This is a genomic window from Mesorhizobium sp. USDA 4775 (assembly GCF_054062655.1).
Genome location: NZ_JBSSFM010000001.1, coordinates 884178 through 903464, shown reverse-complemented (window position 1 = coordinate 903464; position 19287 = coordinate 884178). Strand labels below are relative to the sequence as shown.

At 61.7% G+C, this 19287-nt stretch carries 14 protein-coding genes and 7 pseudogenes; 13 read left to right on the top strand and 8 right to left on the bottom strand.

Annotated elements, in window-relative coordinates; translation table 11 throughout:
• Window positions 1–39 precede the first annotated feature (39 nt).
• The 3 genes from ACVILI_RS04595 (at window position 40) to ACVILI_RS04585 (ending at window position 1822) form a co-directional block, all read left to right on the top strand.
• Window positions 40–900 (top strand): SMP-30/gluconolactonase/LRE family protein, encoded by an 861-nt coding sequence (locus ACVILI_RS04595; protein ID WP_038650908.1) that lies wholly within the window; start codon window positions 40–42, stop codon window positions 898–900.
• A gap of 118 nt (window positions 901–1018) precedes the next feature.
• Window positions 1019–1399 (top strand): nuclear transport factor 2 family protein, encoded by a 381-nt coding sequence (locus ACVILI_RS04590; RefSeq protein ID WP_038653595.1) that lies wholly within the window; start codon window positions 1019–1021, stop codon window positions 1397–1399.
• A gap of 72 nt (window positions 1400–1471) precedes the next feature.
• Window positions 1472–1822, top strand: a complete 351-nt coding sequence (locus ACVILI_RS04585) for a DNA-3-methyladenine glycosylase (protein ID WP_457102344.1) — start codon at window positions 1472–1474, stop codon at window positions 1820–1822.
• A gap of 38 nt (window positions 1823–1860) precedes the next feature.
• Here ACVILI_RS04585 and ACVILI_RS04580 read toward each other — a convergent pair whose 3' ends face one another.
• Window positions 1861–2751, bottom strand: a complete 891-nt coding sequence (locus tag ACVILI_RS04580) for a LysR family transcriptional regulator (protein ID WP_019862247.1) — start codon at window positions 2749–2751, stop codon at window positions 1861–1863.
• 207 nt (window positions 2752–2958) lie between these two features.
• Between ACVILI_RS04580 and ACVILI_RS04575 the strand changes: the two genes are divergently transcribed.
• Entirely contained in the window at window positions 2959–3885 is a 927-nt protein-coding gene (locus ACVILI_RS04575) for a DMT family transporter (protein WP_240564568.1), read from the top strand.
• 24 nt (window positions 3886–3909) lie between these two features.
• Window positions 3910–4587, top strand: a pseudogene (locus ACVILI_RS04570) (haloacid dehalogenase type II); the annotation flags it as partial.
• Window positions 4588–4600: 13 nt separating this feature from the next.
• Here ACVILI_RS04570 and ACVILI_RS04565 read toward each other — a convergent pair.
• The 4 genes from ACVILI_RS04565 to ACVILI_RS04550 all read right to left on the bottom strand — a co-directional run bounded on the left by ACVILI_RS04565 (window position 4601) and on the right by ACVILI_RS04550 (window position 8094).
• Window positions 4601–6376 (bottom strand): SulP family inorganic anion transporter, encoded by a 1776-nt coding sequence (locus ACVILI_RS04565; protein ID WP_083246499.1) that lies wholly within the window; start codon window positions 6374–6376, stop codon window positions 4601–4603.
• Window positions 6377–6442: 66 nt separating this feature from the next.
• The gene (locus ACVILI_RS04560) at window positions 6443–6721 is read right to left on the bottom strand and encodes a helix-turn-helix domain-containing protein (RefSeq protein WP_010912541.1); all 279 of its coding nucleotides are present in this window, start codon (window positions 6719–6721) and stop codon (window positions 6443–6445) included.
• Between the two features lie 295 nt (window positions 6722–7016).
• A complete protein-coding gene (locus ACVILI_RS04555) occupies window positions 7017–7727 on the bottom strand; it encodes a phosphatase PAP2 family protein (protein WP_019862243.1) in 711 nt (236 codons plus the stop codon).
• Window positions 7728–7755: 28 nt separating this feature from the next.
• Complete coding sequence (locus ACVILI_RS04550) at window positions 7756–8094, bottom strand: hypothetical protein (RefSeq protein ID WP_019862242.1); 339 nt, start codon at window positions 8092–8094, stop codon at window positions 7756–7758.
• A gap of 171 nt (window positions 8095–8265) precedes the next feature.
• Between ACVILI_RS04550 and ACVILI_RS04545 the strand changes: the two genes are divergently transcribed.
• From ACVILI_RS04545 to ACVILI_RS04530, 4 genes and pseudogenes are all read left to right on the top strand, one after another.
• Complete coding sequence (locus ACVILI_RS04545) at window positions 8266–9657, top strand: sensor histidine kinase (RefSeq protein ID WP_027047576.1); 1392 nt, start codon at window positions 8266–8268, stop codon at window positions 9655–9657.
• Window positions 9654–10316, top strand: a complete 663-nt coding sequence (locus tag ACVILI_RS04540; RefSeq protein ID WP_019862240.1) for a response regulator — start codon at window positions 9654–9656, stop codon at window positions 10314–10316. Before ACVILI_RS04545 ends, ACVILI_RS04540 begins: the two co-directional genes overlap by 4 nt.
• A gap of 361 nt (window positions 10317–10677) precedes the next feature.
• A pseudogene (locus ACVILI_RS04535) lies at window positions 10678–11307 on the top strand (IS5 family transposase); the annotation flags it as partial.
• 163 nt (window positions 11308–11470) lie between these two features.
• Window positions 11471–12394, top strand: a pseudogene (locus ACVILI_RS04530) (IS1634 family transposase); the annotation flags it as partial.
• Window positions 12395–12747: 353 nt separating this feature from the next.
• Here ACVILI_RS04530 and ACVILI_RS04525 read toward each other — a convergent pair.
• Together ACVILI_RS04525 and ACVILI_RS04520 are read right to left on the bottom strand one after the other, a co-directional pair.
• Window positions 12748–13731, bottom strand: coding sequence for an IS5 family transposase (locus ACVILI_RS04525; protein ID WP_457102343.1), 984 nt, complete (start codon window positions 13729–13731; stop codon window positions 12748–12750).
• Window positions 13732–13807: 76 nt separating this feature from the next.
• Window positions 13808–14375: pseudogene (locus tag ACVILI_RS04520) on the bottom strand (IS5 family transposase); the annotation flags it as partial.
• A gap of 727 nt (window positions 14376–15102) precedes the next feature.
• On the opposite strand from ACVILI_RS04520, the pseudogene ACVILI_RS04515 reads away from it, so the two are divergent.
• Together ACVILI_RS04515 and ACVILI_RS04510 are read left to right on the top strand one after the other, a co-directional pair.
• A pseudogene (locus ACVILI_RS04515) lies at window positions 15103–17023 on the top strand (potassium transporter Kup).
• Window positions 17024–17151: 128 nt separating this feature from the next.
• Window positions 17152–17644 (top strand): annotated as a pseudogene (locus ACVILI_RS04510) (IS6 family transposase); the annotation flags it as partial.
• Between the two features lie 55 nt (window positions 17645–17699).
• On the opposite strand, the gene ACVILI_RS04505 reads toward ACVILI_RS04510, so the two are convergent.
• Window positions 17700–18683, bottom strand: coding sequence for an IS5 family transposase (locus ACVILI_RS04505; protein ID WP_457102342.1), 984 nt, complete (start codon window positions 18681–18683; stop codon window positions 17700–17702).
• A 93-nt stretch (window positions 18684–18776) separates the two neighbouring features.
• On the opposite strand from ACVILI_RS04505, the gene ACVILI_RS04500 reads away from it, so the two are divergent.
• Both ACVILI_RS04500 and ACVILI_RS04495 read left to right on the top strand, forming a co-directional pair.
• Window positions 18777–18902, top strand: coding sequence for a hypothetical protein (locus ACVILI_RS04500; RefSeq protein ID WP_276315588.1), 126 nt, complete (start codon window positions 18777–18779; stop codon window positions 18900–18902).
• Window positions 18902–19063, top strand: a pseudogene (locus ACVILI_RS04495) (IS6 family transposase); the annotation flags it as partial. The gene ACVILI_RS04500 and the pseudogene ACVILI_RS04495, both read left to right, overlap by 1 nt.
• Between the last annotated feature and the right edge of the window lie 224 nt (window positions 19064–19287).

The window sequence follows — 19287 nt, the reverse complement described above, 5'->3', positions numbered from 1 at the left end:
AAAATCCTAGCTCTTGCCTGTCATCACAGGAGAACAGCCATGAACCGCCTCATCCTCTCAGCCTTTGCCGCCGCCATCGGAATTACCGCCGCACCCGTCGCCCGGGCCGGCGAGCTCTGGCGCGCCACGGGCCTCGAACAGCCGGAATCGGCGCTGTTCGACGCCACCAATAACCGCATCATCGTCTCCAACATCGTGGGCAATCCCGGCGCTGCGGACGGCAACGGCTATCTCTCGGTGCTCTCCCTCGACGGCAAGATGATCACCCAGCACTGGACCGACGGCATGGACGCGCCCAAGGGCATGGCGATATCCGGCGGCAAACTCTATGTCGCCGACATCACCAAGGTCCGCGTCGTCGATCTCGCCAGCGGCAAGCTGATCGCCAGCATCGTGGTGCCAAATGCCGTCTTCCTTAACGACATGACCTCGGACCAGACAGGCAAGGTCTATGTCAGCGACATGCTGGCCGACACGATCTACCGCATCGACGGCGACCGGCCGGAGCTGTTCGTCAGGGATGCGCTGCTGGCTTCGCCCAACGGCGTCTTCGCCGATGGCGACAGGCTGATCGTCGCCTCCTGGGGCAAGGGCATCAAGCCCGACTTCAGCACGGCGGAGCCAGGCGGGCTGCTCGCCATCGACCTCGCAAGCAAGGCGATTTCGCCGCTGCCCGGCGCGCAGAAATTCGCCGACCTCGATGGCGTCGTCGCCATTGGCGACACCATCTACGCCACCGCCTACATGACCGGCACGCTTTACCGATACAAGGCCGGTGGCGCACCGGAAGCGGTGGCGCATTTCAAGCCGGGCAGCGCCGACATCGGCACCGGCGGCAAGTCGATCCTCTATGTGCCGCTGATGAACGAGGGCGAAATCGCGGCGCTGAAGCTGGACTGAGAGCCGGCGCCTCAAGGTCGATCCGCGCGACCTCTGGCTAACAGCCGTGGGATGGACCGTGCTACGACGGGCCATCCCACGGTGACGGTCAAGGAGGATTGCGATGGAAGACATTGCCATGGAAGACCGGGACATCCCCGTGGCTCTGGATCGTCACTGGGCCGCCTCGGATGCCGGTGATTTCGAGGCAGAGCATGAGATCTATCGGGAGGATGCGGTGCTTGACTATCCGCAATCGGGCGAGCGCATCCACGGGCGGCGCAACATCCAGGCCTCCCGCGCCGCGCAGCCCAACCGCAAGCGTTTTGCCGTGCGGCGGATCACCGGCACGGATGGTCTCTGGGTCACCGAGTATGTCCTGACCTATGACGGGCGGCCCTCCTATACAGTCAGCATCATGGAGTTCCTCGACGGCAAGGTGGCCCACGAGACCCAGTATTTCAGCGACCCGTTCGAGCCGGGACCGTCGCGTGCGCAATGGGTCGAGCGCATGCCGTGAGCCATGGGGAAGATCATCCGCCGATCGCTCGTTCGGAGCTGCCTGATGATACGGCTGCGTTAGCCCGTCTCCATGATGCTGAATGTCTCGAGCGAGGCGGAAGGAATCGGAACGGGCGTGCTGATCCGGGCGCTCGAGCCACTCGAGGGCATCGCCATCATGCGTCAGAATCGCGGCGTCGAGCGCTTGCGCGACCTGGCGCGCGGACCGGGCAGGCTGGCCGCGGCGCTGCGGATCGATCGGTCGCTCGACGGGCTCGACCTCTGCCGGAAAGGGCCGCTATGGCTGGCGAAGGACGGCCAAAAGGCCGGCGAGATCGGGCAAGGCATCAGGATCGGCATTACCAAGGATGCGGACCGGCTGCTGCGGTTCTATGTCAGGGGAAGCCCGTTCGTCAGCGGTCCGAGATCGCTTCAGAAATAACAGCCCTGCCAGCTTTCGCAGCGCGCCGCGCTCAAGCTCTAGACGGCAATTTGCAGCGTCCCGTAACGCTTTACCTCAGCCTCGATCTCCCTGACCAGAGTCTCGAGCGCGGGGTTCCTAGGGGTGCGCGCGCGCCTGATGACATAGGCCAGGTCTGGCGGCTTGGGGAATGTGTTGTCGACAATCTCCATGTCGGGCTGCAGGTACCGCTGACTCAGGAGTGCCACGCCGAGCCCCGCGGTCACGCCTGCAATGATCCCGGCCGCGCTGGAGCATTCGAACACGGTCTCCAACACCGTATCCTCGTCCTGCCCGACGTCGATGCCCCAGCGCCGGTAAAAGCAATTCTCATCGAAGGAAAGAAATGGGACCGGCTTCCCGTTCGACAGAACCAGGTCGCGAGATTTCACCCAATGCAGCGTCTCGCGGAACAGGAGGATGTCGGCGGGGCGGACCTCGTGCTGGAATACCTGGATGATGGCGGCGTCAAGGGCTCCCTGGCTGAGCTGCTCCTGCAAGACGAGGCTCATGCGCACCTGCGTGCGGACGCTCACCTCCGGGTAGAGCCGGCGAAACCGGCCAAGAATGCGCGAAAGGTCCGTGCAGGTGGTATCCTCGGTCATTCCCAGCGCGATCTTGCCTTGCAAAGAGCTTTTCGACAGGCTCAGGACCGCCTCGTCATGGATGCCCAGAATGCGCCGCGCATAGCCAAGCAGGTCCCGTCCGGCCGTGGTGAACATCGGCGCGTTTGCTTTCCGGGTGAGGATTTCGCAGTCGAGACTCGTTTCGAGTCTCTTGATCTTGTGGCTGACGGCCGACTGCGACAGGCCGAGAATTTCGGCCGCGCGCGTGACGCCGCCGTGCTTCTCGATCGCGACCAGTGCGCGCAAGGCGTCGACATCCAAGCGGCGGCTCATCAGTCCGGTCATGACAATCCTCGCTCGAAACCAAAGAGACGCGCCAATTTCTGATCCTCCGATGCGTTTCAGGCAAGCCAGTATGGCGATTTTTCTGACTGCTTCATGATCGTATCGAAATTTGTCATGTGCAAACACGCGCTGGAGCCTTCAATGGTCTGAGCCACGTCGGACATGCTCCGCTTCGGGGTCACGGGCCGGCTTGAACAGAGAGATTTCATGGCGCTCCCGCAAACCAAGATCCATCGCCTCGTGTGGCCAACAATGGCGACGGCGCTGGTCGTAAGCTGGAGTTCCGGCTTCGTCGGCATCCGCTACGCCAGCGAGAATGCCGATGTCATGCTGGTGCTGTTCTGGCGGACCTTGATGTCCGGGCTGATCCTCGTGCCATTTGCTCTCCTGATCGGACCGCGCATAAGCGCCCGTGCCCTTGTCCAGCAGATAGTCTTCGGCGTGGCGACGATGTTCCTCTATCTCGGCGGATTCGCGCTTGCCATCGGCCAGCGCATGCCGACCGGCCTTGTCGCGCTGATTTCCGATCTTGTCCCGCTCGCAATCGCGGCCTTGTCGCAGCCGGTTCTGGGACATCGATTGACCGGGAGACAATGGATCGGAACGGCTCTCGGAGTGACCGGCGTTCTCATCGTTTCGCTGGACAGCCTGAGCCTCGGGACGGCCCCGGCCTGGGCATATCTGTTGACAGTCGCTTCCATGATGGTTCTGGCGCTGGCAACGGTGGTGCAGAAGCGGATGGGGACGATCAATATGCCCATTCATCAGAGCCTGTGCATTCAATGCCTGACGGCAGCAGTCCTTTTCGCCGCTTGCGCCGGATGGAATGGCGGGCTGATGCCGCCCCTCGATGCCAGGTTCGGATTCGGCATCGCCTGGCTGGTGCTGTTTTCGACCTTCTTCTGCTACGGCACGTACTACGCAAGCCTGCGCCTCTACACGGCCTCACAGGTCAGCAGCGTGATCTATCTCAGCCCACCCGTGACGATGCTCTGGGGCTGGTCGATGTTCGGCGAGCCGCTTTCGAAGGCGATGCTGGCTGGCCTTGCGGTGACACTGTCCGGCGTCTGGTTCATCTCGTCGGGCAGCGCAGCGTCGAAGGACTTTCAGTTCAGTCAGCATCATGTCGGCTAGTCGCCGAGGCGAAATCGACCTGATGATTGGGAGTCCGGCATGATCGCCGGCCTGAAGCCGCTGACAGAAAGGGCTGCCCGCAGCTTGAGCCGGAACGAGATCCTCGAGGCGCACGCCCGGCACGAATCCAGTCAACAGAAATGGACGCCGGGGAAACGCTACCGCGACCTCCTGCCGATCGTTTACAAGCGACTTGCGGAGGAGTGGGGTGTCGTCGCCACGCGAGAGGAATGCGTGGCGTATGGGGAAAGCGTGAGGGATTGGCCGGCTTTCGCCGACTCCGCGGAAGCCTTGCAGTACCTCAAAAAGCACTACAAGCTGATCATCCTCTCCAACGTCGACAACGAAAGTTTCTCGTTCAGCAACAAGAAGCTCGGCGTTGATTTCGACGCGATCTATACGGCGGAAGATATCGGCTCCTACAAGCCCTCCGACCGGAACTTCGACTATATGCTCGAAAAGCTCGGTACAATCGGGGTAGAAAAGCGAGAGGTCCTACACACTGCGGAAAGCATGTTTCACGATCACGCTCCCGCAAATCGCTTCAGCCTGACAACGTGCTGGATCTATCGCCGGCATGCGGATCAGGGCTTCGGCGCCACGATGAACCCCGGCGATGCACCGACGGTGGATTTTCGCTTCGACAGCATGGCCGACCTCGTGAAGGCGCACGCTGAAGAAATACGGGGCGCTGGCCTCTGAGCCGCCAGGCTGCCTATTGCGTGGCATCAACCGCCGGCGGAACCGTCAGTTGCGCCCGCGCATCGCTGATCGAAGCGGCATAGGTCACCAGCGGCCGCTTGACGCCGTGGTTGATCAGGGTGCGCCGTATCTGCGGAGAGGCACCCGATATGATGAAGCGCACACCGGCGCGCCTGGCCTTGTGGGCCGCGCTTTCGATGACATTGGCGGCCGTCGAATCGAAGAAAGGCACCGCCGAGCAGTCGAGGATGAAATTCTTACGCTGGTCGGCAATGCGGTCGAGCACGCCGCCGACGGTGGAAGCGGCGCCGAAGAAGAAGGCGCCCGAGATGCGGTAGACGACGGTGTCGACGTCGCTCGCCTCGCTGGCATCATAGGCGCGACCGCTGCTGTCGGCGACATCGTCCTGCACCAGATCCGCCTCGACAGCGATCGACTTGGCCATGCGGTCGATGAACAGGATCGAGCCCAGCGCGAAACCGACGACGATACCTTCGGTCAGGTCGCGGAAGACGACGATCAGGAAGGTCGCCATCAGCACCAGCGCGTCGCCGCGCGAGGCGCGCAACAGCGTCGCGAAGGCCTGTTTCTCGAACATGTTCCAGCAGACCACCGCCAGCACGCCGGCAAGCGCAGCAAGCGGGATGTAGCTGGCCAGCGGCGCGGCCACCAGCATGAAGACCAGCAGGAACAGTGAATGCAGCATGCCCGAGACCGGCCCATGCGCGCCGGCCCGCACATTGGTGGCGGTGCGGGCGATGGTGCCGGTGACGCAGATGCCGCCGAACAATGCGGATGCGATGTTGGCGAAACCCTGCGCCACCAGCTCGCAGTTGGAACGGTGCCGCCGGCCGGTCATGCCGTCGGCAACCACGGCCGACAGCAACGATTCGATGGCGCCGAGCAGGGCAAAGGCAATGGCGTCCGGCAGCACCGCGACGATCTTGCCCATGCTGAGCGTCGGCAGCGTCGGAAACGGCAGGCTGCGGGGAATGCCGCCATAGCGCGTGCCGATGGTTTCAGCCGGCAACGCCAGCAGCGCCACCACCAGCGAGGCAAGTCCGACGGCGATCAGCATGCCCGGCCAGCCCGGTCGCCAGCGCTTCACCGCGACAATGGTGACGATGGTCAGCACCGCCACCAGCGTCGCCGAGATGTTTACCGTGCCGGCCGCCTGCCCGATCGCCATCAATTTCGGCAGCAGCGGCCCCGGCTCCGGCCCCGCAAGCTTAAGCCCGAACAATTCGACGATCTGGCCGGAGAAGATGATGATCGCAATGCCTGCGGTGAAGCCGACCGTCACCGGATAGGGGATGAATTTGATGTAGGTGCCAAGCCTGAGATAGCCGATGGCGAGCAGGAACACGCCGGCCATCATCGTTGCCAGAAGCAATCCATCGACACCTTCGCGCTGGACGGTCGCCGCCACCAGCACGATGAAGGCGCCGGCCGGCCCGCCGATCTGGAAGCGGCTGCCGCCGAATGCCGAGATGATGAAGCCGCCGACGATGGCTGTGAACAGGCCGCGCTCCGGCGTCACGCCGGAGGCGATCGCAATCGCCATCGACAGCGGCAGCGCCACGATGGCGACGGTCAGCCCGGCCATGAAGTCGGCCTTGAACTGCGGCAGGTGGTAACCTTCGCGCCAGACCGTCACCAGTTTGGGCGTGAACAATTCGGCAAATGTCGGGCTTGCCGACCCTTGGGCCGACCCTTGGGCCGACCCACGAGTCGATTTGTGGGCCGACCTTTGGGTCGATTGATGCACTGCCTGCCGTGTCTGATCCATGGACTGCCTTCCGCACATGAAGGCGGCGGGATCGTCGGCAGGAATGTCGGCGGTCGCCGTCGCGACTTATGCCGGCTCAGCCCTGGGATCTGGCGGCACGGCGGGTTTGAGGCGCACGCCCCTGCCGCCGCGCTCGCTGGCCTGGTTCTCGCCGATCAACTCCACCCCGGCCTCGTCGAGCGCCTGGATGACCTTCATCAGCGTATCGACCACGCCCCGGACCACGCCATCGCTCGCTTCCATGCGCTGGATGGTCGGAAGCGAAACGCCTGCGCGTTCGGCGAGCGTCTTCTGGTCGATGCCGGCCAAGGCCCTTGCGGCACGCATCTGCGCGGCAGTGATCATCGGCCGGACCCCATGTCTGAGTCTGCAGGAATAAGGTATAATACCATTGTCATGATGTTTCAAGCATCAATATGAATGTCTGAGGCGTAAGCGCCTTCGCCTGATTGTCCATTTTTTCCGATACTTCCCGAGGATTGCAGGCTAGGGTGCTGCCCATCTGGGCAGGGGGTAACGCTGTGAATATTTTCAAGACCTTGATGACATCCGCATGCCTGCTTTCGATGGTTCTGGCTCTGGCAGGCTGTGGTGGACACCTCATCAACCGCTTGATCTGAGCGCCAGCCCGAGGGTGCGGTCAGGCGCCATCGGCATCGTCGCTCACCACCTTGCGGCGCTGCAACACACGCGCCACCAGCCAGCACAGCATCGCCCAGGCGAAGCCCGCGCACCAGCCGGCCAGCACATCCGACGGCCAGTGGACGCCGAGATAGATGCGGCTGACGCCGACCAGCACCGTCGACAGCACGGCCAGCGACAAGACGTAGATCTTCGTCGCCCTGCCATGCAGGAAGCGCGCCGCGAGCGAACCAAGCGTGAGATAGGTCACCGCCGACAGCATGGCGTGGCCGCTTGGGAAGGAAAGCGACGTCTCGCTGACCAGATGCGAAACGAGCTCGGGCCGCGGCCGGTCGACGCCGACCTTCAGCAGGCTCGACAGCACCTGGCCGCCGGCCACGGCGACGAAGATGAGAAGTGCCGTCCCCGGCCGGCGGATCAACAGCAAATAGAGGATCGTTGCCGTCGTGATCAGCACCAGCACGCTGGCGCTGCCGAGGCTGGTGATGTCGCGCATCGCGCCTTCCAGCCACGATGGGCCGATCGGGATTGCCGGTTGGCCAACCTGGCGGAAGGCAAGCAGGATTTCGGTGTCGAAGGCGTGCGACGCGGTTGCCCGCGCCACCTCCATGAGCTCCACGAAGCCCCACAGGCCGCCGGCGATGACCAGGCCGGCCAGCAGCACCGGGAATTCGATGCGGTTGAGCAGGGTGCTTGCGGTGTCTTTCATCGGGCCGGTGTCGCAATCTTCATCTCGATCAACGCCCCTGCAGATAGGGCCCAAGCGTGATCAGCGCCACTGCGGCGATCGCCAGCACGATGCCGGTGGCCTGCAGCGCGTTGACGCGCTCGCCGAAGAACACCAGCGCCACGACGTTGACCGAGACCAGCTGGATGACCGCCGAGAGGCTGAACGACACCGACATGCCGAATTCGCGGATCAGCCGCAGCATGATCAGATTGCCCAGCGAATAGAGCGCGAGCGTCAACAGGATCTTGCCGAGGCTCGGCGCCAGTCCCCATTGCTTGGCGGCGGTCGCCGCCAAAAGGAAGATCACCGTCGAAAAGCCAAGCTGCAGCAGTCCCGAAAAACTCAACGTCCCATCCCCCTCGAAGCGGCTGCCGCCGCATGTGCCGCGGACCTTGTTTCCGAAGCGCCTCGAGACGTCAAGCGACCTCGTTCTAACGACAGGGTCTTGGCAACGGCAAGACTGAGGCTCAATGTGCGATGTCGCCCAGCTGTTCGATGGAAGGGCGGTCAGGGGATCATGATTCGCATTCTGCAGAATTTGGCGCGGCGCTGGAGCGAGCTTTCGCTTGCCCTGCAATTCCTCGTTGCCGGCGGCTTTGGCCTGCTGGCCGTCATGCTGGTGGTGGGTGCCTGGGTGACGTCGCAGATCCGGGACGGCGTCACCCGCAATTCGGCAGCCACGACGGCGCTCTATGTCGACAGCGTGATCGCGCCGCTGCTGCCGGACCTGCGCAAGAGCGAGGAGCTCAGCGAGTCCGTCAAGCAGGCGCTCGACGAGACGCTCGGCCAGGGCGCGCTCGGCAAGCGCCTGGTCTCGTTCAGGCTCTGGCGCCGGGACGGCACCGTGCTCTACGCGAAAGATGCAACTTTGATCGGCCGCCGCTTTGATCTGACCGACGATCTGCGGTCCGCCTTTCAGGGCAACGTCACCGCCCAATTCGATACGTTCGACGAAACCGAAAGCAAGGAGCAGGCCGCGGGCGTGCCATTGCTGGAGATCTACAATCCCGTGCGCGAACCCTGGTCGGGCGAGGTGGTGGCCGTCACCGAATTCTTCGAGGTCGCCACTGATTTCAAGGCCACGCTGGCCTCTGCCCTGCTGTCGAGCTGGCTGATCGTGGCCGGCACCACCCTGACGGCTTTTCTGCTCCTGTCGAGCATCGTGCTGCGCGCCAGCCGCACCATCGACGATCAGCGCGGGGCGCTGCGCCGCCAGGTGTCGGAGTTGCAAGGCCTGGTGACGCAAAACAGCGCCTTGCGGCAGCGTGTGCAGAGGGCGTCCCGCCGCGCCACCGCGCTCAACGAACGATATTTGCGCCGGATCGGTGCCGACCTGCATGACGGACCGGCGCAACTCGTGGCCCTGGCGGCGCTGCGCATGGACAGCCCGGTATTCTCCGGCGACGGCCATTGGGGCGAAAACCGCGCGACCGAGGTCGCGATGATCCGCAAGACGCTGGAGGATGCGATGCGCGAAATTCGCGGTATCTGCACCGGTCTCGTCTTGCCGCAGATCGAAACTGCCGCGGCAACGGACATATTGCGGATGGCGGTCGACGAACATCAGCACCGGACGGGAACGTCCGTGCTGCTCACGCTACCCAGGCATTTGCCTGAGCTCGGCACTTCCGAAAAGATCAGCATCTATCGTTTCGTGCAGGAAGGGCTGAACAATGCCTATCGCCACGGGCGGGCCAAGGATCAGACGGTGCGGGCCGGGATGAAGAATGGCAGGCTTTTTGTCGAAGTGTCGGACGGCGGGCCGGGTTTTGATCCGGCGCGGGTCGACGGGTTGGGGCTCGCCGGCCTCAGGGAGCGGGTCGAAAGCATTGGCGGCCAGTTCGAGACCTTGACCGGAGCGCAAGGCACGCGATTGGTGATCAGTCTTTCGATCGAGGAGCAAGCATGATTGGCGCTATCCGCATCGCTATTGTCGACGATCATCCGCTGTTTCGCGAAGGCGTGACGCGCAGCCTGTCGGAGATCGGAGGTTTCGAGATCGTCGGCGAAGGCGCGACAGCGCAGGATGCCGAACGCATCGCCTCGACGGTGCAGCCTGACATATTGCTGCTCGACATCTCCATGCCGGGCGGCGGCCTGTCCGCGGTTGTCAGCATCCTCGCCGACCATCCTGCCCAGAAGATCGTCATGCTGACGGTTTCGGAGACCAATGCCGATGTAACCACGGCGCTGAACGCAGGCGTGCAGGGCTATATCCTCAAGGGCGTCGGATCGCGCGCGCTCGCCGACATCCTGCGCAATGTGGCTGCCGGCGAGGGCTACCTTACGCCGACGCTGTCGGCACGGCTGCTTTCCGATCTCCAGTCCCCGCAATCTGCCAACGGCGTGGCGGACCGGTTGCGGCAACTGACTGAACGGCAGACGGAAATCCTGCGGCTGGTGGCGGAGGGGCTCAGCAACAAGGAGGTTGCCTTGCGCCTGGAGCTGCAGGAGAAGACGGTCAAGCACCACATGACCGGGGTGCTGTCCAAACTCAATGTGCGAAACCGCACGGAAGCGGCTCTCATGGTGCGCGAGTTCCGCGACCGGGACAGAAACCGCTCTTAGAAGCGTTGGTGCATGGATCCTTTGTCAACGGTTTGGCGATAGGCAGGCAGGATCGAAATCAGCTTGATACGAGTTGCCATGGAGCTATGGCGGAAAATGGGTGATGACGGTTTGAGAAGGGCGGCGTATCGAGGCGGGTGATTGAAGCCTGCCAGAACCAGCCCTGTTGCATGGATCAGACTTTGGACGAGGCAACCCTATCCACTGCATTTTTCATGCAACGCGCTCGAACTTGGGCCGGCCAAGTTCTGTCATCCGGTTAAGAACACGGACGCCAATCTTCGCGGCGTTGGTGCATGGATCTTTTGTCGACGGTTTGGCGATAGGCAGGCAGGATCGAAATCAGCTTGATGCGAGTGCCATGCCGTACAAACACAACGCAGATCGTCGTCATCACGTGGGAAAGATGAAATTCAGGGTGACGAATTGGCGTGACTACGAAGCAGGTCTGCGCCGGCGTGGTAGCCTGACCTTATGGGTAACGCCGGAGGCACTGGCGGGATGGCGCGCTCCGCGACGCAAGACCCGCGGCGGCCAAGCCCGGTATTCCGATCTCGCCATTGAGACAGCGCTGACGCTGGGTTGCGTCTTGGCAATGCGGCTGCGCCAGACCGAGGGATTGCTCCACTCGCTGCTGGATCTCATGGGGCTGAAAGTTCCAGTTCCAGATCATACGACGCTGAGCCGTCGGGCACAGAAGTGGGAGCCATCAGCCCGACGAAACCCGCCGCTGCCGGACGGCCCGCTGCATGTGCTTGTCGATAGCACGGGATTGAAAGTCTACGGCGCCGGGCAATGGCTGGAGCAGAAACATGGCGCCAGATCACGTCGCAACTGGCGCAAGCTGCATCTGGCAGTGGATGCCAAAAGTGGCGCGATCATTGCCCAAAGGCTGACAGATCAGGACACGGATGATCCTTCCCAGGTGGCACCGCTGCTCGATCAGATCGACGGCGAGATCGACCAGTTCACAGCCGACGGAGCCTATGACCCAACTTGAACAGTTGGACGTGAACGGATAGCGAACACTGTCCGTTAAGCCATTGAATTCATTTGCCTTGAATTTCGGGCGCGAAAATGTGTGGTAACAACATTTGTGCTGTTTGCTCTGTTTTGTCTGGATTTGACGGCATTTATTTACTAACAACGCTGGCATGTTTGTCGTTGAGAGAGTCGCGCGCGGCCATCGCTATCTCTACCTCGTGGAAAGTGTCCGCGACGGCAAAACCGTTCGCCAGCGCACGATAAAGGCACTGGGCCGCAAGGATGCGCTGGTTGCCAGCGGCGAACTTGACAGATTGGCGGCCTCGATTGCGCGCCATGGCGAACGCAGCCTCATCCTGTCCGACATTGACGCGGGGCGGATTGCCTCTCGCCGCATTGGCGGTCCGCTGTTGTTCGGGCGGCTGTGGCAGCGGCTCGGGATTGGCGATGTGCTGGAAGAGGTGCTGGAAGGGCGCCAGTTCGGCTTTGCGGTGGAACGGGCGGTGTTCATTGGCACGTTGCATCGGCTGTTCGTGTCGGGCTCGGACCGCGACTGCGCGAACTGGATGGCCGATTATGGTATCGAGGGCGCCGAGGGTCTGGCGCTCCATCACTTTTACCGGGCCATGGCGTGGCTGGGCGAGGAACGCGGCGAAAAGGCGCAAGGCGCGCTGGTGGCGCGCTGCGTGAAAGACGTGATCGAGGAAAAGCTCTTCGCGCGCCGGCAGGACCTGTTCACCGACCTCAGCCTTGTGTTCATGGACACAACCTCGTTATCCTTCTACGGCGCGGGCGGCGAGACGCTGGGCAAGCGCGGGCATTCCAAGGACTTCCGCCCCGATCTGGCGCAAATGATCCTGGCGCTGGTCGTTGATGGCGAGGGCCGGCCGATCTGCACCGAGATGGTGCCTGGCAACACCGCTGACGTGACCGTCCTGTTGCCGGTGGTCGATCGGCTGCGAACGCGCTTCGGCGTCACACGCGCCTGCGTTGTCGCCGATCGCGGCATGATCAGCGCCGATACCATCGCCGCGCTCGAAAAGCTGGGCATGGAATACATTCTGGGGGCCCGCGAACGCTCGAGCAGAGCCCTGTTGCATGGATCAGACTTTGGACGAGGCAACCCTATCCACTGCATTTTTCATGCAACGCGCTCGAACTTGGGCCGGCCAAGTTCTGTCATCCGGTTAAGAACACGGACGCCAATCTTCGCTTCAGTCTTCTGATTGTCAAAATGTCGCGCTTTGAGTTTGGGCCCGATCACAGCCTTCCATCGACCCATCTGGGTCTCAGCGCGACTGCGCTTGTTGTAGCCGGTGGATTTCTGCCATGCCATCCGCCCTTTGGTCTGGATTTCTGCAATATGGCGATCGCGGACAGATGGAACCAGCACGGCGTTGGTGCGCGGATATGAAATCGAACGCATTTCGATCATTAATGTAGTTGGTTATGCCTGCGTGACTTGACGCCGGATAGACTCCGGGCGTGCCCATGCCAGCATGCGGTTGAGAACGATGCAACCGATGGCAACCTCGGTCTGTTGAGCCGGAAGAGAGCGTGCTCGCAGGCGCCGTCCGATCAGCCCCTTGTATCGTCCGATGGCTGTTTCGCTCAGCGCCCGCTTGCCGTAGCCGGAGGCTGCCTGCCATTTCAGCCGACCGTCGCTTGCGATTGCGGCAATGTGCTTGTCCCTTTGACCAGGCGGTCCGCTATCACCGCTTTCCACCGCCGTGGCACGCGGTGGAATGACGATGTTCGCGGTTGCGCTGTGCTGCAGGATAGACCGATAGGTTGGCTTGCCGTCATAGGCTCCGTCGGCTGTGAACTGGTCGATCTCGCCGTCGATCTGATCGAGCAGCGGTGCCACCTGGGAAGGATCATCCGTGTCCTGATCTGTCAGCCTTTGGGCAATGATCGCGCCACTTTTGGCATCCACTGCCAGATGCAGCTTGCGCCAGTTGCGACGTGATCTGGTGGCATGTTTCTGCTCCAGCCATTGCCCGGCGCCGTAGACTTTCAATCCCGTGCTATCGACAAGCACATGCAGCGGGCCATCCGGCAGCGGCGGGTTTCGTCGGGCTGATGGCTCCCACTTCTGTGCCCGACGGCTCAGCGTCGTATGATCTGGAACTGGAACTTTCAGCCGCATGAGATCCAGCAGCGAGTGGAGCAATCCCTCGGTTTGGCGCAGCCGCATTGCGAAGACGCAACCCAGCGTCAGCGCTGTCTCTATGGCGAGATCGGAATACCGGGCTTGGCCGCCGCGGGTCTTGCGTCGCGGAGCGCGCCATCCCGCCAGTGCCTCCGGCGTTACCCATAAGCTCAGGCTACCACGCCGGCGCAGACCTGCTTCGTAGTCACGCCAATTCGTCACCCTGAATTTCATCTTTCCCACGTGATGACGACGATCGGCGTTGTGTTTGTACGGCATGGCAACTCGCATCGAGCTGATTTCGATCCTGCCTGCCTATCGCCAAACCGTTGACAAAGGATCCATGCACCAACGCCACCTGGGAAGGATCATCCGTGTCCTGATCTGTCAGCCTTTGGGCAATGATCGCGCCACTTTTGGCATCCACTGCCAGATGCAGCTTGCGCCAGTTGCGACGTGATCTGGTGGCATGTTTCTGCTCCAGCCATTGCCCGGCGCCGTAGACTTTCAATCCCGTGCTATCGACAAGCACATGCAGCGGGCCGTCCGGCAGCGGCGGGTTTCGTCGGGCTGATGGCTCCCACTTCTGTGCCCGACGGCTCAGCGTCGTATGATCTGGAACTGGAACTTTCAGCCGCATGAGATCCAGCAGCGAGTGGAGCAATCCCTCGGTTTGGCGCAGCCGCATTGCGAAGACGCAACCCAGCGTCAGCGCTGTCTCAATGGCGAGATCGGAATACCGGGCTTGGCCGCCGCGGGTCTTGCGTCGCGGAGCGCGCCATCCCGCCAGTGCCTCCGGCGTTACCCATAAGGTCAGGCTACCACGCCGGCGCAGACCTGCTTCGTAGTCACGCCAAATTCGTCACCCTGAATTTCATCTTTCCGACGTGATGACGACGATCGGCGTTGTGTTTGTACGGCATGGCACTCGCATCAAGCTGATTTCGATCCTGCCTGCCTATCGCCAAACCGTTGACACGGATCCATGCACCAACGCCGCTCGACGTCACATCACAATCGATTCATTGTTCGCAGGAACTGCTTTAGAAGCGCGCCGGCAGCCTGGGCGGGGGGCTTGGGGTTAGACTGCCGGCGCACGCCACTCATGAAGAGCGGCCCCTTTTCGCGGTTCCGACACCCATAGTCAACCCGGCAGTGTCTGGGTGCCCGCTGTGCTCTTGTCAGAGCGGCGCGATGTCGACCGTGTCGGCCGATCCTGCCCAACTTGGTGGGCCGCTCTCGTCGGCCAACCTGATGCTCCAGCCAGTATCGCGTTGCCGACCAGCATGAGTTCGCCGCTAGCAATCCTTCGTCGGTAATTACATGGGGTAATCGCGGCAGCCGCGCTAGATCACCACCTAAACCGGCGTTTGGTTATCGGTTGCGCGAAGTTGAGTAAGTGGGCGGCACGTGCAGCCAATTCTGCTCCACAATGTGGGCAGTCTTATACGTTCCGATACTGGCTCGGGGCTTCGTTACTCCCGCAGCTTCGGCATGGTCTCACAAAGGTCCCACGCTGGCTTCGAGGCTGATGAGCCTGCTAAGCCGATGGAGAACTCGCAATGCCGGCATTGGCTACCATACCGTGGCGGCACTTGATATTGCATCGCAGCAAGCGTAGAGCACCGCGCGCTTACCGGAGTGTCGCCCATGGCCCTTACCAATGCTGGTAGTGAGGCAGAACCCGTCGAACAATCGAGCCATCCCGAGATCGAACAGCACAGCACCAAGGTTCTGATGCTGGGCGCGCTCGGCGTCGTCTATGGCGACATCGGCACCAGCCCGATCTATGCATTCCGTGAGGCATTGCATGCTTCGTCCGGTGGCAATGTTGCCGAGCGCGGCGATATTCTCGGCGTGCTGTCGCTGATTATCTGGTCGCTCACCATCACAGTCACAGTAAAATACATCATGTTCGTGCTGCGCGCCGACAACCGCGGCGAGGGCGGGGTGCTGTCGCTGATGGCTTTGGCGCGCGGCGGTTTCCCGAAGCGCTCGGCGCTGATCCTGGGCATCGGCATCGTCGGCGCCTCGCTGTTTTTCGGCGATGCCGTCATCACGCCGGCGATCTCGGTGCTGTCGGCGGTCGAGGGCATGAATGTCGTTACCCCCGCGTTCCAGCCCTATGTGGTGCCGCTGACACTGGTCATCCTCGCCATGGTGTTCGCGGTGCAGCGCTTCGGTACGGGCGGCGTGGGCCTGGTGTTCGGCCCGGTGACCGCCGTATGGTTTCTGGCCATCGGGCTTTCCGGCCTCAACCACATCATCGACGATCCGGAAATCCTGCTGGCAGTCAGTCCACATTATATCGTCGCCTTCCTGATCAACTCGCCCGACGTTTCTTTCGTGACCATCGGTGCCGTCTTCCTGGCTGTCACCGGCGCCGAGGCGCTTTATGCCGATCTCGGCCATTTCGGCCGCAAGCCGATCGTGATCGCCTGGCTGGCGATCGTGTTTCCTTGCCTGCTGCTCAACTATGCCGGACAGGGAGCCTTCGTGCTGGCGCATGGCGGCGTCGTCGGCCATCCGTTCTTCGAGATGAACGAGGGATGGATGCTGATCCCGATGGTGGTGCTGGCAACCGCCGCGACCGTGATCGCCAGCCAAGCGGTGATTTCCGGCGCTTTCTCGCTGACCAGACAAGCGGTGCAGCTCAACATGCTGCCGCGTTTCGTGATCCAGCATACGTCGGAAAAACAGTCAGGCCAGATCTACTTGCCGCGAATCAACCTGCTGCTGGCACTGGTGGTGATACTGCTGGTGGTCGGCTTTGGCGAATCCAGCAAGCTGGCCTCAGCATACGGTATTTCGGTGACCGGCAACATGCTGGTGACGACGGTGCTGCTCTATGTGGTCATGCGGCGCATCTGGAAATGGCCATTTGGCGTCGCGGCAGGATTGACGGCGCTGTTTGCCTTCATCGACATCGGCTTCTTTGCAGCCAACATTGTCAAGGTGTTCGAAGGCGGCTGGGCTTCGCTTGCCGTTGCCGCGGTGGTCGTGATGACCATGTGGACCTGGATAAGAGGCACCAGGTATCTGTTCGAAAAGACCCGCAGGAACGAGATCTCGCTCGATTTCCTTGCCGGCAATCTTTTGAAGAAGAAGCCGCAGCTGGTATCCGCGCACGGCGGTTTTCCTGACCAGCGATCCGCAAAGCGCGCCGACCGCGCTGATGCACAGCCTGAAGCACTACAAGGTGCTGCATGAGCAGAACGTCATCCTTTCCGTCGTGACGGCGCCGCAGCCGGTGGTGCCCGACAGCGAACGCGTCAATATGGAGCATATCAACGAGCTGTTCATGCGGGTGACGCTGACATTCGGTTATATGGTACAGCCCAACATTCCACGCGCGCTGGCGATCTGCCACAAGCAGGGCTGGAAGTTCGATATCATGACCACGTCGTTCTTCCTGTCGCGGCGCTCGCTCAAGGCGTCGCCCAATTCCGGCATGCCGGTGTGGCAGGACAAGCTGTTCATCGGACTGGCGCGCACGGCAGCCGATGCGACGGAGTATTTCCAGATCCCGACCGGGCGCGTGGTCGAGATCGGAACCCAGGTGACGATTTAGGGCATGCCGCAGCGTTGGTGCATCTGCGGACGCCCCATAGAATGCAAGACAAATTTTGATTTTATGGAGTGTAGTTGAGGGCACCGTAAAGTTAACCGACGGCTGATGAAGATGTGCGAACATGGGCCATGTCAGAAGTTGCTCGTGATCCGCTTTATCGTCGCCACCGCTTTCCCGCCGAGATCATTGCGCACGCGGTATGTCTCTACTTTCGCTTTCCGCTCAGCCTGCGCATGGTTGAGGACATGTTGGCGGCCCGCGGCATCATCGTCACGCATCAGACCATTCGAAGCTGGGCGGAGAAATTCGGGCGGCATTTCGCCCGGGAGATCAAGCGAGCGGTCAGCCGGCTGCCTGGGCGACAAATGGCATCTCGACGAATGTTTGGTGGCCATCAATGGCAAGAAGCAGTGGCTCTGCCGTGCCGTCGATCAGGACGGCTTCGTCCTCGAAGTGCTGGTGCAAAGCCGCCGAAATGCCAAGGCGGCAAAGCGTCTGATGCGCAAGTTGCTGAAGGCTCAAGGGCGGACACCACGGGTCATGATCACCGAAAAGCTCCGGTCCTATGATGCCGCCAGGCGCGACCTCATGCCCGGTGTCGAACACCGGTCGCACAAAGGCCGGCGTTGGTGCGCGGATATGAAATCGAACGCATTTCGATCATTAATGTAGTTGGTTATGCCTGCGTGACTTGACGCCGGATAGACTCCGGGCGTGCCCATGCCAGCATGCGGTTGAGAACGATGCAACCGATGGCAACCTCGGTCTGTTGAGCCGGAAGAGAGCGTGCTCGCAGGCGCCGTCCGATCAGCCCCTTGTATCGTCCGATGGCTGTTTCGCTCAGCGCCCGCTTGCCGTAGCCGGTGGCTGCCTGCCATTTCAGCCGACCGTCGCTTGCGATTGCGGCAATGTGCTTGTCCCTTTGACCAGGCGGTCCGCTATCACCGCTTTCCACCGCCGTGGCACGCGGTGGAATGACGATGTTCGCGGTTGCGCTGTGCTGCAGGATAGACCGATAGGTTGGCTTGCCGTCATAGGCTCCGTCGGCTGTGAACTGGTCGATCTCGCCGTCGATCTGATCGAGCAGCGGTGCCACCTGGGAAGGATCATCCGTGTCCTGATCTGTCAGCCTTTGGGCAATGATCGCGCCACTTTTGGCATCCACTGCCAGATGCAGCTTGCGCCAGTTGCGACGTGATCTGGTGGCATGTTTCTGCTCCAGCCATTGCCCGGCGCCGTAGACTTTCAATCCCGTGCTATCGACAAGCACATGCAGCGGGCCGTCCGGCAGCGGCGGGTTTCGTCGGGCTGATGGCTCCCACTTCTGTGCCCGACGGCTCAGCGTCGTATGATCTGGAACTGGGACTTTCAGCCGCATGAGATCCAGCAGCGAGTGGAGCAATCCCTCGGTTTGGCGCAGCCGCATTGCGAAGACGCAACCCAGCGTCAGCGCTGTCTCTATGGCGAGATCGGAATACCGGGCTTGGCCGCCGCGGGTCTTGCGTCGCGGAGCGCGCCATCCCGCCAGTGCCTCCGGCGTTACCCATAAGCTCAGGCTACCACGCCGGCGCAGACCTGCTTCGTAGTCACGCCAATTCGTCACCCTGAATTTCATCTTTCCCACGTGATGACGACGATCGGCGTTGTGTTTGTACGGCATGGCAACTCGTATCAAGCTGATTTCGATCCTGCCTGCCTATCGCCAAACCGTTGACAAAGGATCCATGCACCAACGCTCATTGAAGCCCTCGAAATGGCCGATGAGGCCGCGCGCAATGGCGGGGAGGACATCAGCGAGATGGAGCAGATGATTCGGGCAATGCTCGCAAAACAACTCCTCTCCGTTATCGATCAAGCCGGCGGTCAAATTTCAAACTGAGACACTACCAACGCTTCAAGTCGGCACGCCAGCTTCAGCGGTTCGTTTCCATTCATGATCCGATTGCCAACCTGTTCCACTTTCCCCGCAATACGCTGTCATCGGCTCAACATCGAGACCTGCGTAACGCCGCCATGCAAATCTGGAACAAAATCGCGCGCCGCAGCGTGACAGCCGTCCCGGCCAGCTATCGCTGCATCAATCCGCTGATAACTTTACAGTGCCATTGCAAGGCCCTTGCCGCCGATGTGGAGTCATCCCCGCGCTCGCGATGAAAAAGTACGCATCATCAATTACTTGCAGCCTCATCTCGGCAAGTGCTGCATGCCCTCCGAAATTCTGGCACGGCCTTTGCAGCGTAGTTCTCGAACCGCTTGAGGAGGCG